The sequence below is a fragment of the Streptomyces pseudovenezuelae genome, assembly GCF_001513955.1.
Classification (GTDB): domain Bacteria; phylum Actinomycetota; class Actinomycetes; order Streptomycetales; family Streptomycetaceae; genus Streptomyces; species Streptomyces pseudovenezuelae.
Window position 1 is genome coordinate 704062 of sequence record NZ_KQ948147.1, and the last position, 12002, is coordinate 716063.

13 protein-coding genes and 1 pseudogene are annotated in these 12002 nt (G+C 73.2%); 7 read left to right on the forward strand and 7 right to left on the reverse strand.

Annotated features, from left to right (window positions below):
• Positions 1-52: 52 nt before the first annotated feature.
• A complete protein-coding gene (locus AQI94_RS19440; RefSeq protein ID WP_031048710.1) occupies positions 53-1021 on the reverse strand; it encodes an acetylxylan esterase in 969 nt (322 codons plus the stop codon).
• A 51-nt stretch (positions 1022-1072) separates the two neighbouring features.
• Here AQI94_RS19440 and AQI94_RS46250 point away from each other — a divergent pair, with 51 nt between their 5' ends.
• Positions 1073-1195 (forward strand): hypothetical protein, encoded by a 123-nt coding sequence (locus tag AQI94_RS46250; protein WP_263973307.1) that lies wholly within the window; start codon positions 1073-1075, stop codon positions 1193-1195.
• A 64-nt stretch (positions 1196-1259) separates the two neighbouring features.
• Here AQI94_RS46250 and AQI94_RS19445 read toward each other — a convergent pair whose 3' ends face one another.
• The 3 genes from AQI94_RS19445 to AQI94_RS19455 all read right to left on the reverse strand — a co-directional run bounded on the left by AQI94_RS19445 (position 1260) and on the right by AQI94_RS19455 (position 3310).
• Positions 1260-1841: an Rv1733c family protein gene (locus tag AQI94_RS19445; protein ID WP_031048712.1), complete on the reverse strand. Its 582-nt coding sequence runs from the start codon at positions 1839-1841 to the stop codon at positions 1260-1262.
• A 115-nt stretch (positions 1842-1956) separates the two neighbouring features.
• A complete protein-coding gene (locus tag AQI94_RS19450) occupies positions 1957-2712 on the reverse strand; it encodes a ferredoxin reductase (RefSeq protein ID WP_031048714.1) in 756 nt (251 codons plus the stop codon).
• A complete protein-coding gene (locus AQI94_RS19455) occupies positions 2705-3310 on the reverse strand; it encodes a sulfite oxidase-like oxidoreductase (protein ID WP_031048716.1) in 606 nt (201 codons plus the stop codon). The genes AQI94_RS19450 and AQI94_RS19455 overlap by 8 nt, the downstream gene beginning before the upstream one ends.
• Before the next feature lie 169 nt (positions 3311-3479).
• Between AQI94_RS19455 and AQI94_RS19460 the strand changes: the two genes are divergently transcribed.
• Both AQI94_RS19460 and AQI94_RS19465 read left to right on the forward strand, forming a co-directional pair.
• Positions 3480-4406, forward strand: coding sequence for an NADP-dependent oxidoreductase (locus AQI94_RS19460; RefSeq protein ID WP_062229841.1), 927 nt, complete (start codon positions 3480-3482; stop codon positions 4404-4406).
• Positions 4403-5149, forward strand: a complete 747-nt coding sequence (locus AQI94_RS19465; protein WP_051832618.1) for a GNAT family N-acetyltransferase — start codon at positions 4403-4405, stop codon at positions 5147-5149. Before AQI94_RS19460 ends, AQI94_RS19465 begins: the two co-directional genes overlap by 4 nt.
• Here AQI94_RS19465 and AQI94_RS19470 read toward each other — a convergent pair.
• The gene (locus tag AQI94_RS19470; protein ID WP_031053691.1) at positions 5146-5583 is read right to left on the reverse strand and encodes a MarR family winged helix-turn-helix transcriptional regulator; all 438 of its coding nucleotides are present in this window, start codon (positions 5581-5583) and stop codon (positions 5146-5148) included. The two genes, AQI94_RS19465 and AQI94_RS19470, sit on opposite strands and share 4 nt — an antisense overlap.
• Positions 5584-5806: 223 nt before the next feature.
• On the opposite strand from AQI94_RS19470, the gene AQI94_RS19475 reads away from it, so the two are divergent.
• A complete protein-coding gene (locus tag AQI94_RS19475; protein WP_062229842.1) occupies positions 5807-6598 on the forward strand; it encodes a putative protein N(5)-glutamine methyltransferase in 792 nt (263 codons plus the stop codon).
• 7 nt (positions 6599-6605) lie between these two features.
• Here the strand turns inward: AQI94_RS19475 and AQI94_RS19480 are convergent.
• Together AQI94_RS19480 and AQI94_RS19485 are read right to left on the reverse strand one after the other, a co-directional pair.
• Positions 6606-6875: pseudogene (locus AQI94_RS19480) on the reverse strand (LysR family transcriptional regulator); the annotation flags it as partial.
• Positions 6876-7017: 142 nt separating this feature from the next.
• Positions 7018-9099 carry a SpoIIE family protein phosphatase gene (locus tag AQI94_RS19485; RefSeq protein ID WP_062229843.1) on the reverse strand — a complete coding sequence of 694 codons (2082 nt, stop codon included), beginning with the start codon at positions 9097-9099 and terminating at the stop codon, positions 7018-7020.
• 263 nt (positions 9100-9362) lie between these two features.
• On the opposite strand from AQI94_RS19485, the gene AQI94_RS19490 reads away from it, so the two are divergent.
• From AQI94_RS19490 to AQI94_RS19500, 3 genes are all read left to right on the forward strand, one after another.
• Positions 9363-10238, forward strand: coding sequence for a hypothetical protein (locus AQI94_RS19490; RefSeq protein ID WP_031049350.1), 876 nt, complete (start codon positions 9363-9365; stop codon positions 10236-10238).
• A 177-nt stretch (positions 10239-10415) separates the two neighbouring features.
• Positions 10416-11654 (forward strand): cation:proton antiporter, encoded by a 1239-nt coding sequence (locus AQI94_RS19495; RefSeq protein ID WP_031049349.1) that lies wholly within the window; start codon positions 10416-10418, stop codon positions 11652-11654.
• Between the two features lie 21 nt (positions 11655-11675).
• A complete protein-coding gene (locus AQI94_RS19500; protein WP_031049348.1) occupies positions 11676-11960 on the forward strand; it encodes a DUF3040 domain-containing protein in 285 nt (94 codons plus the stop codon).
• The last annotated feature ends 42 nt before the right edge of the window (positions 11961-12002 follow it).

The window sequence follows — 12002 nt, forward strand, 5'->3', positions numbered from 1 at the left end:
GTCCCGTGAACATACCGACTGGTCGGCCTGGAGGGAAGGTTCCCTGCGGGACTCAGGCGTACGAGCGCAGCCAGCTCAGCTTCGCCGCCTCCTGGTAGGGGCCGCCGCCCTCGTGGTCGTTGAAGTCGTAGACCTCGATCGCCTTGTCGGCGTGGCCCCAGGCGTTGAAGGCCGCGAAGACGGTGGAGGGCGGGCAGGTCTGGTCCTCCAGCGCCGCCGAGAAGAGCGCCGGGGTGCGGGCGCGGCTCGCGAAGTGCACGCCGTCGAAGTAGGCGAGCGTGCCGAGGACGTCCTCGAAGCGGCCGCGGTGCGTCTTGAGGTACAGGCCGATCTCCCGGTACGGGTGACGGTCCGTCACGGTCGCCGCGCGTGGGAAGTCGCACAGGAACGGCACGTCCGGGGCGACCGCCGCCAGGTCCGGCACCAGGCCGCCGACCGCGATCGAGATGCCGCCGCCCTGGCTGCCGCCGAGCACGACCGTGCGCGCCGGGTCGGTCAGCGGGTGTGAACGGGCCGCCTCCACCGCCCGCACGCCGTCGGTGAACACCCGGCGGTAGTAGTAGTTCTCGGGGGCGTCGATGCCCCGGGTCATGAAGCCGGGGTACGCGGGCGCGCCGGCCACCGGGTCGGCGGTGCCACCGCCGCCGCCCCAGGCGCTGCCCTGGCCGCGGGTGTCCATCACGAAGTGCGCCCGGCCCGTCGACGCCCACAGCAGATGCTCGTGCGGCAGGCCGCGGCCGCCGCCGTACCCGATGAACTCCACGACCACCGGTATGGGGGCGGAGACCTCGGCGGGGAGGGTGAACCAGCCCTTGACCGGGTGGCCGCCGAATCCGGCGAAGGTCACGTCGTACACCTTCACCGTGGACAGACCCGTCTCGACGAGCTCGAAGCGGGCGTCCAGGTCGTGCTCGCGGGCCTCCTGAAGGGTCTTCGACCAGAACGCGTCGAAGTCCTCGGGCTCGGTGGACTCGCTGCGGTACTCGCGCAGCTCGTCGATGGGGAGGTCGAACAGGGCCATGCAGGACCGCCTTCGCGAAGGGACAGTGCCGGATGATCACACCGTACGTGCGTGGTCGGACGACTCGCCAGGCCTTTGCGGCACCGCCCGGCGGCTGCCGCCTCCTGGAGGGTGGTGGACCTGCTGGTCAAGGGCGCGGAGCCGCTCGTCGTGGACGGAGCGGGTGAGCACTGACGATCGGTCGGCCCGCGTGAATGGTCGGGTCACCGCCGTCGGCGTATCCCGGAGGTCGACGTCGTCAGGCCCGGCGGCGGGTCCACTGCGGTTCGGTGAGGGCCCAGTCCCGTTCCCACTCGGCGAGCCGGTGGCGGCCGGCCACACCGCGCACGAGGGAGTGGCCGAGGACGAGCACGGCGATCGTGGCGCCCGCACCGCAGGCGCCCATCACCAGGGTGTGCTGCCAGATCGCGGTCGCGTCCGGCGGCGGGGCCACGCTGCGGCCCCGGGAGTCGAACCACACGTCGACCCGCTCGCCCCGGTCGGTACCGGCCGGGACCCGGGCCGTGGCGGTCTTCGTCGCCCCGGCTTCCGTCCAGCGCACGGTCACCCGGTAGGAGCGCTCCCGGCCGCCCTGGACCGAGGGCCGCGAGTCCGGGACGCTGCCGACGACCTCCGCGCGGACCCGGTGACGTTCGGAGCGCTGCTCGGCCGCCACCGCCCGGGCGTCGTCATGCGCCCACCGGCCCACGACCGCGCCGATCAGCGGGGCACCCAGCAGCATCAGCACAGCGACGGCCAGCACTGTCCACGCCTCGACGACGTCCGACCGGCGCCTGAGCGGATTGCGCCGCCAGCGCCAGCCGCGCACCCGGGTTCCCATGTCGACCTCCGCACCACGCACCCCTGCGAGTGGTCACACAGATGTAGTACCCCTCCATCCGCGTCGTTCACTTGCGGGGTGCGCACCTGCGCAGCCGGCGCGCGGCTCACGTGCGTCAGCCGAAGCGCTCGATCCGGATCCGGTCCCTCGGCTGACCGGCCTCCACCAACAGCCGCGAGGCATGTTCGGCGAACGCGTTGGAACCGCACACATAGGCCTCCCACCCACCCTCGGGCCGCTCGGCCAGGAGTGGCGCCACATGTGCGGCCGACATGCGTCCCACGGGCACCCCGTCCGGGGCGCTCCGCGTGAACACGGGGGTCGTCTCCGCGCCGAGCTCCCGCGCGTAGATCAGCTCCTCGGGGCCGCGCGCCGACACCAGCATCCGCAGCGGCACGGACAGCCCGCGCGCCCGGTGGTGGCGCACCATCGACATCAGCGGTACGACCCCGGAACCGGCCCCGATCAGCAGCGCGGGCCGGTCGCCGGGCCAGGCGAAGAAGCCGCTCAGCGGCCCCCGCACCTCGACCTGGTCACCGGGTTCGGCCACCGTGTGGAACCAGCCCGAGACCTCACCGCCCTCGACATGATCCAGGGTCAGCTCGACATGCCCGGAGTCCTCCGGCGGCGACGCGATCGAGTAGTGGCGCTGGGCGGTGTAACCGTCCTCGGCGGTCAGCCGCAGCATCAGATGCTGGCCGGGCACATGCCCCTGCCAGGCGGGCACCGCGAAGCGGAACGTGGAGGCGTACGGGGTCTCGCGGCGGACCTCGGTGAGCGTGGCGGTCTGCCACACGGAGGCGACGCCGTCGCCCACGGCGATGCGCCCCGGCACCGCGAACCGCGTGACGGGAGCGAAGATCTCAGTCACCGGAGTACCGCTGCTCCTCCCACGGGTTGCCCCGCGCGTGATAGCCGTTCCGCTCCCAGAAACCCGGCTCGTCGTGGTCGAGCAGCGTCAGCCCCGCGACCCACTTGGCGCTCTTCCAGAAGTACAGGTGCGGCACCAGCAGCCGCGCCGGACCGCCGTGTTCGGCGGGCAGCGGCTTCCCGTCGTACTCCCACGCGATCCAGGCCCGACCGCCGGTCAGGTCCGCGAGCGGCAGGTTCGTGGTGTAGCCGGTGTGCGAGTGGGCCACCGCATGGGTCGCGGACCCATGGGGCCGCGCCACAGCCAGAAAGGCGTCCAGCGACACACCCGCGAACCGGACCCCGAACTTCGACCAGCTCGTCACGCAGTGGATGTCACCCTCGTAGGCCGAGGCGGGCAGCGCGTGCGCCTCGTCCCAGTCCCAGGTGTGGGGTCGTTCGACCAGTCCGTCCACCCGGAACGTCCAGTCCGCCGGCGACAGGTCCGGCGTGACCTCCGCGGACAGGACGGGCCAGTCGTCGCCCGCGTCGTACTGTCCGGGAGGCAGCCCGGCGTTGTCGACGCGGGGGCGTCCGGTGAAGCCTCGGGTGACCTTCATGCTTCAACCGTACGCTGTCGTCGGGCGTGCTCCGCCCCAGGTCAGTGCCCCGATTGTTGCGGCTGTACGAACTCTGTCCGAGCCCGGGAATAGCTGACGCGTGCCGCTCCTTGGCGCTGGAGTGCCGGGCCGGTGTCCCGGTGACAGTGCGAGGAGAGCGAGGAAGCAGATGCCCAAGGCGTACGTCTTCACGCGGTACGGCGGTCCGGAGACCGAGGCGTTCGTGGACGTGGACCGGCCGAGCCCCGGACCCGGCCTGCTTCTGGTGGCCGTCCACGCGGCGGGAGTGAACCCAGTGGACTGGAAGCAGCGCAACGGCTTCCGCCGCCCCGGTGAGCGCGACGAGCGGATCTTCCCCGCCGTGTTCGGCAACGAGGTCTCCGGTGTCGTCGAGGAGATCGGGGACGGCGTCGAGGGCTTCGCGGTCGGCGACGAGGTGTTCGGCAGCGCGTCGGCCGGGGGGTACGCCGAGTACACCCTGGTGCCCGCCGCCGTCGCCGCGCACAAGCCCGCGGAGCTGCCCCACACAGTGGCCGCCACCCTGCCCGTCGCCGCCGCGACCGCGTACGACGGCGTTCGCCAGCTCGGGCTCCCGCCGGGCGCCACGCTGCTGGTGACCGGCGCGGGCGGGGGCGTCGGCGCGGCTGCCGTACAGATCGCCCGCGCCTTCGGCCTGAGGGCCGTCGGTCTCGCGAGCGAGGGCAAGAAGGACTTCGTCGAGTCGCTCGGCGCCGTCCACGTCGCCTCCGGCCCCGGCTGGGCCGAGCGGGTCCGGGCGGCCGCCCCGGACGGCGTCGACGGGGTGTACGACCTCGTCGGCGGCGAACTGCTCGCCGAGTCCGCGGAGTTGCTCACCGACCGGACCAGGCTGATCACCGCAGGGGCCGCCGAGGAGGACGTGCGGCGGCTGGGCGGCGCCCGCGTGACACGGGCCCGCACCGCGGCCGTGCTGGAGGCGGTCGCCCGGCTCGTGATCGACGGGGACCTGGACCCGCACATCACCGGGACGTTTCCCCTCGACCGGGCGGGCGACGCGCTGCGCACGGTCGAGGAAGGCCACGCCCGCGGCAAGACGGTCATCGAGGTCGCCCGGTGACCGCCGGCGCGCCGCACGTCCTCGACAACCCGGCCCTGGCCTCCCTGACCGGCCCGCACGCCCACCTCGCCGAGAAGCATGGCCGGGTCCTGCGCTACCCCGTCGACGTGTCCCCGTGGCTCGCCCTGCCCGACGAGCCCGACGCCGGCGACTGGGCCGACCTCGCGGCGCTCGCGGGCGCCGGTGCGGAGGTGCCGCTGTCGGCCTACGCCGGCCCGGTGCCCGCCGGCTGGGAGATCACCTTCCACGTCGAGGGCGTGCAGTTCGTGGACGACGGTCTCGCCGCCGCGCCCGACCCGGAGGTGGTCCGCCTCGGCCCCGCCGACGTGCCCGAGATGCTCGACCTGATCGCCCGCACCCGTCCGGGACCCTTCCTGCCCCGCACCATCGAGATGGGCACCTACCTGGGCATACGACGGGAAGGAGCCCTCGTCGCGATGGCGGGGGAGCGGCTGCACCCACCGGGCTGGACCGAGATCAGCGCGGTCTGCACCGACCCCGCCGTCCGCGGTCAGGGTCTCGCGACCCGGCTGATCCTGGCCGTCGCCCACGGCATACGGCAGCGCGGTGAGACGCCGTTCCTGCACACCGGCGCCCGGAACGCCCAGGCCATCCGGCTCTACGAGTCCCTCGGCTTCCGGCTCCGGCGCACCACCGCCTTCCTGGCGGCCCGGGTCCCCGAGCGGTCGGCGGAAGGGGAGTCCCGGGCACCCTCGGACGGACTGCCCGAGCGGGCGCGCTAGGAACCCTCGGACGGACCGGGCCAGGCGTTGTAGCGCACGAGGTACCCCGCGAACCGCTCCAGGTCCTCCCGCGACCACTCCGCGAGCCGCTCGCCGACGGCCGCACGGCGGCTCACCGTGACCTGGCCCAGGATGCGTCGGCCGGCCGCGCTCAGGTGCAGCAGTTGAACACGGTGGTCCTCTGGGTCCTGGCGCCGCTCGACGAGTCCGGCCCGCTCCAGAGCGGCGACCTGGCGGCTCACGGTGGACTTGTCCAGCGCGTAGTGGGCGGCCAGGTCGGTGGCGCGGCAGCCGTCGTGCTCCTCCAGATGCCCGAGCAGGGTGTACGACACCAGTGACAGCTCGGGGTGCAGGCGGCCCGCCGAGGCCCGGGCCCGCCGCGCGAAGACCGTCATCTCGCGCTGGATCGTCTCCACGGCCGTTGCCGCTTCCATCGGACCTCCCTCACCGTACTGGTTGCAGAGTACAACTCACGCCGCCCTGAGGTAGGGTGGCCCTCCGGCTGAGGGCAGTCCCAGCCGTGACGCACCGAGGAGGTGAGACCCATCAACGCTGTGTCAGATCGGGTGCTCTCTCCTCGAATCGGCGCGGATCACGGCCCGTAGGCCCAGGTGACCGCGGGAGCGCCCTTCGGCTCTCGAAAGGCTCTCGGCTTCCATGCCTTCACTCTCTCCCCGCCGCACCTCCGCCGACTCCGTCGTCGCCGCCCTGCGCACCGCGGGCTGTGTCTTCGCCGAGGACGAGGCCCGGCTGATCCTCGCCGCCGCCCGTACCCCGGACGAACTGGCCGACATGGTCGACCGCCGGGTCGTCGGTCACCCCCTCGAACTCGTCGTCGGCTGGGCCGAGTTCCGGGGACTGCGGGTCACCGTGGCTCCCGGCGTCTTCGTGCCGCGCCGGCGCACCGAGTTCCTCGTCGACCAGGCCCTCGCTCTGGCGCCGGGCGCCCGCGTCGTCGTGGACCTGTGCTGCGGCTCGGGTGCGGTCGGCGCCGCGCTGGCCGCCGCGCTGGGCCCGGTCGAGCTGCACTCCGCCGACATCGACCCGGCGGCGGTGGACTGCGCCCGCCGCAACACCGCCGACGCGGGCGGCGAGGTCCATACCGGGGACCTCTTCGAGGCCCTCCCCGCCGGTCTGCGAGGGCGGATCGACCTCCTCGCGGCCAACGTGCCCTACGTGCCCACCGAAGAGGTCGCCCTGCTGCCTTCCGAGGCCCGCGACCACGAGCCCCTGGTCGCCCTCGACGGCGGCTCGGACGGCCTGGACATCCTGCGCCGGGTAGCGGCCGAGGCCCCGCAGTGGCTCGCCCCGGGCGGCCACCTCCTCGTCGAGACCAGCGAACGCCAGGCCCCCGCAGCCGTCGACGCCTTCGCCCACAGCGGCCTGACACCCCGCCTGGCGGTCTCGGAGGAGCTGTACGCCCACGTCGTGACCGGCACCAGGACCTGACGAAGCACTACTGGGCCCAGCCCGGTGCCCAGGTCCCCGCCCCCGGCTGTTCGGGCCGGGTGGCGTGCAGGTGCGCCCGGAGGGCGGCGAGGGACGGGTGGGAGTTGTCGGAGCGCCAGATCAGGGAGTGCGGATAGACCGGTGTGGGCCCGTGGACCGGGATGCGGCGCAGGTCCTGGTCGGACAGCCAGACCAGACGGGCCAGCCCACCGACGAGGGTCGCCAGGGCCGGGGCGTCGGCGATGGTGCCGAGCAGGGGGTCGACGGTGAAGACCGGGTCGGCGTTCCTGAGCCCACCGGGCCGGCGACGGCAGCGCGAGGGCCGGGGCCGCACGACGGCCGGCGCTCTCCCCGGCGTGCACGGCATCGGCCCGCGGGTCGGACCCCGGTCTTCTGCGAGGCCGGGGCTCAGGCGTCCCTCAGGGCACCGGTTTCTGCACGCGCGCGATGAGCAGCGCCACGTCGTCGGAGTTGTCCGGCTGGTGCAGTGTGCGCAGCAGCAGGTCGCAGACCTCCTCCAGGGGTCCGTCGGGGGTGTCGAGCAGGTCGAGGAGCGCGTCCAGGCGTTCGTCGAGCGGATGCTGGCGGGTCTCGACGAGACCGTCCGTGTACAGGACGAGCCGGTCACCGGGGGCGAGGTCGACGGTGGTCGTGGAGAAGGCGACACCGCCCACGCCGAGCGGCGCCCCCGTGGGCAGTTCGAGCAGTTCGGGGGGCCGGCCGGGGCGCAGCCGCACCGGGGGCAGATGCCCGGCGTTGGCGATCCGGCACTGCCCGAGCCGTGGATCGTGCACGGCGTACACGCAGGTGGCGATGGAGTGGTCCAGTTCCTCGGTGATCCGGTCGAGGTGTTCGAGGAGCTTGGCCGGGTCGAGGTCGAGCGAGGCCAGCGTGTTCGTCGCGGTGCGCAGCCGGCCCATCGTCGCGGCGGCGTTGATGCCGCTGCCCATCACGTCGCCCACGACCAGCGCGGTCTTGCCCTCGTCGAGCGGGATCACGTCGAACCAGTCGCCGCCGACCTCGGCGGTGGCGCCCGCGGGCTGGTAGCGGGAGGCGACCTCCAGGCCACCGGTCACGGACGGGTGGCTGGGCAGCAGGCTGCGCTGGAGGGTGAGAGCGGTGTTGCGGGCGTCCTGGTACCAGCGGGCGTTGTCGATCTGGACCGCCGCGCGGGCCGCCAGCTCCCGCGCCAGCAACAGGTCGTCCTCGCCGAAGGGCTCCGGATGGTGGACGCGCTTGAGGTCGAGGGCGCCCAGCACCTCGCCGCGCGCGATCAGCGGCACGGCCAGATAGGAGTGCACCCCGGCCCTGGCCAGCAGCGCGGCGGCCTCGGGTGAGCGGGCGATGCGGAGCAGGTCCTCGGGCCCGACCTGAGCCACCAGGACCGGGCTCCCCGTGCGCACGCACTCGGTGACCAGGCGCTCGGGGGCGTACCGGGCGACCTGCCCGGGCGGATCGGCCGCGCGCAGGGCGTCCGGGGCACCGGCCGCCTCGACGGCCAGGGGACGCATCACGGCGGGCTCCGTGGGCCGCAGGGTGCTCGGCCTGCCCTGCGCCACCGCCTCCAGCAGGTCCACGGCCGCCACGTCCGCGAGCTCCGGCACGGCCACGGCGGCCAGCTCGCGGGCCGTGCGGTCCAGGTCGAGGGTGGTGCCGATGCGGGCGGAGGCGTCGGCGACGAGCGCGAGGCGGCGCCGGGCCGTCTCGGCCTCCACCGTCGCCAGATGCTGCTCGGTGACGTCCAGCACCGAACCCGCCACCCCGAGGACCGTCCCCAGCGCGTCCTCCAGGCGGTACAGCGAGACCGACCAGGCGTGGTCCGTGTCGGGATCGGCGGGCGTACGGCCGACCGTGTGCTGGTCCACCAGTGGTGTGCCGGTCCGCAGCACCTCACGGGCGGCGGCCTCGAAGGCGGCCACGTCGAGCTGCGGCAGCACCTCGCCGATCTTCCGCCCGACGTGTTCCGCGGCCGGTACGCCGTTCATCTGCTCCAGAGCCGGGTTCACCGAGACGTAGCGCAGCTCGGCGTCCAGCACGGCCAGCCCGATCGGGGACTGGGAGACCATCCGGGTCGACAGCGCCACGTTCCGCTCCAGGCGGCGCACGGTCGACTGGTCGGCGCACAACCCGAGCGCGTACACGTCGCCGTGGTCGTCCAGCAACCGCATGTTGCGGAACTCCACCAGCCTGGTGCCGCCGTCCTTGCGCCGGACGGGGAAGGCGCCGGCCCAGCTCTGGCCGGTCTCCATGACGTCCGCGAACAGCTTGACGACCAGGTCGGCGTGCTGCTCGTGGATCATCAGGTGGGCGGCGTACTGCCCCAGCGCCTCCTGGGCGCCGTAGCCGAACAGTTCCTCGGCCTGCGGGCTCCACAGCACGATGCGGCCCTCGGCGTCCAGTACCACCGAGGCCATGCCCAATTCGTCGAGCAGCCCGCTCGGCCGTACCGCCCCGCGTGGGGGCTCTGCGCCCTCGGACGCGGGTATTCCGGCTGCACCCATTGCACGAACCGCCTTCGACCGTCCTCGCGGCACGCCGTACCCCCGTGCCGACTCCCCTTGTTCTACCGCGTTCAACCGCCTCCGTGACCACGCGGTCGTGTTCTTCCACCATCCCTCAACACGAGGGGGCGCGTCCGGTGAAGTGCGCCGGGGTGACGAAGGCCGCTTGTTCATTCGATTGGCCTGTACATGACCGGCTTGTGGGCGCCAGACTGTCCGCCGACCCACCTCACCCCCCGCTCCAGGAGCCTCAGGAGTCTTCCATGCCCCTGCGCGCCAGACAGCGTTGTCACGCGCTCCTCGCCGCCCTCGTCACCCTCACCGCGACGGCCCTCCTGGCCGCCGCACCGCCGGCCTCCGCCGCCGACACCTGGACCGAGGCCGGTTCCGACCGCGCCGACCCGCTCACCGAGAGCCAGGGCCTCACCTCGGTCGAGGTCCCCGCCGGCTCCGCCAACCGGTACACCGGCATCGGCACCATCCCGATCGGCGTCTCCACCCGCGGCTGGAACCACGTCGGCGACCCCGACGCCTCCTACGACGGCCACTACATCGAGCCCTACCAGGCCGACTCCGGCACCGCGAAGATGTACCGCGTGCAGGCGCCGAACGGGGCCTGGTCCGAGTACGTCCACACGCTCGGCCCGGGCGAGGCGCTCAACAACTCCTGGGTCGCCGTCTCGCCGGACGGACAGTGGATGCTGTCCGGTGAGTGGGGCACCATGACCCGCTTCCTGGTCTTCCCGACGCCCGGCGTCAACGCGAGCACCTCGCCCTCGGCGAACCTTCCCCAGGCGGCGACCGTCACCCTCGACCACGCCGTCCGGGACGTACAGGGCTGCGACTTCGTGAGCGCTACGCAGCTGCTGTGCTCCTCGGACGACCCGGCGGGCACGCTCTTCGGTTACACCAAGCCGCTCCTCCAGATCGACCTGAGCGCCGCCCCCACCGGCTCCGGGAACGTCTCCGGGCATGTCACGGCACTGCGTCAACTGCCCCTGAGGAGCTCCTGCTCGGGCTCGTTCGAGGCCGAGGGGATCGACTACGACCGCCGTACCGGGACCCTGCGGGTGATCGTCGTCTCGCCCGGCTTCTGCGTCCTGACGGACAGCAAGACGTACCGCTTCACCAGGAGTTGAGCCCCTGACGGGCGGGTGCCGGCCCTGCGCGAAATGAGGGTCGGCACCGATGGCCGGGCCCGGGGGCCGGATGCGACGGTGGGACGAACACCCCACGACACCAAGGGAGATCTCGCATCCACCCCCGTGAAACACAGCCTGTACGACGTCCCGCCGCACCCCCGGGGGAGGTGACCCGTGGGACACGCTGACACCCTGCTCGCCATGGGCGGCGCCTTCCTGGCCGCCGCGTTCCTGGCCCGTCTCGGCGGCCGGATCGGACTGCCGACGATCCCGCTGTTCATGCTCGCCGGCATCCTGCTCGGGCCGCACACCCCCGGCCTGGTCCTGGTCGAGGACCCGCACGACTTCGAGATGCTCTCCGCGCTCGGCCTGGTGCTGCTGCTGTTCTACCTGGGCCTGGAGTTCCACGTCGACGACCTGCGCACCGGCGGCAGGCGCCTGCTCGCGGCGGGCGGCATCTACCTCCTGGCGAACGTCGGCGCCGGTCTCGGCTTCGGGTTCGCGCTGGGCTGGGGGACCCGGGAGGCGCTGGTGCTCGCCGGGGTCCTCGGCATCTCCTCGTCCGCGATCGTCACCAAGATCCTCATCGACCTGGGGCGGATCGGCCGCCCCGAGACCCGGCTGATCCTCGGCGTGATCGTGGTCGAGGACATCTTCCTCGCGCTCTACCTGGCCGCGCTGCAGCCGGTCATCAGCGGTGCGCACGGACCGGTGGAGGTGCTCCTGCAGGCGGGCAAGGCCTTCGGGTTCCTGCTGGCGCTGGCCGCCGCCGCCCGGTACGGGACGCGCTGGATCGGCCGGCTGGTCCAGGTCCGGGACGACGAACTCCTGGTCATCAGCTTCCTCGGCGCCGCGGTGCTCGTCGCCGGGGTCTCCGAGGTGCTCGGCGTCGCCGACGCCATCGGCGCCTTCATGGTCGGGCTGATCCTGGCCGGCACCCCCTCGGGCCCCCGCATCCGCCGACTGGTGCACCCGCTGCGCGACGCCTTCGCCGCGATCTTCTTCTTCGCCTTCGGGCTCTCCATCGATCCCGGCGTCGTCACGTCCGTCGCCGGACCCGTCGCCGCGGCTGCGGCCGTGACCGTGGTGATGAACATCGTCGCCGGACTGCTCGTCGCCCGGCTCTACGGCTACGGCGCCCAGCCCGCCGCCGACATAGCCACCACCCTCGTGGCCCGGGGCGAGTTCGCCCTGATTCTCGGCGCGATGGCGGCCAGCGCGGGGCTGGACGCACGTCTGGCGCCGTTCATCGCCGGGTATGTCCTTGTCCTGGCCGTACTCGGCCCCGTGGCCGCGGGGCGGGCCCATCTGCTGGCCCGCGTCCTGGGGTCGCGTCGTCGGCCCCGGACGCCGGGGGAGGACACCGCACCGGCGCCGGTCTCCGTCGCGGTGGGGGCGGACGCCGAACGGTAGGGGCCGTGTGAAGGAGGAGTCATGCGCCAGCCCGACGACGAACACCTGGTCGATCTCGCGGCACGGCTGGAGCGTGACGACCCACGGTTCGCCCGTGCGCTGGGATCGGGCCGTCCCGCCCGGCCCCGCGAGTACCGGCGCACCGGCGCCTGGGGGACCCTGGCCGTCGCCCTGGCCCTGCTGGCCGCGGGCATGGCGGTGCCCGAGGGCCTTCTCGTGGCGCTGGGACTGGTGTTGGCCGGCATCGCCGTACCTCTGTTCGATCCGCAGCGGGATCGTCCGCAGCGCGGACCTCGTCGCCGGTAGTGCTCCGGGAAAGGTGGTGCTTTTCTGGGGGTGTGGCGCGGC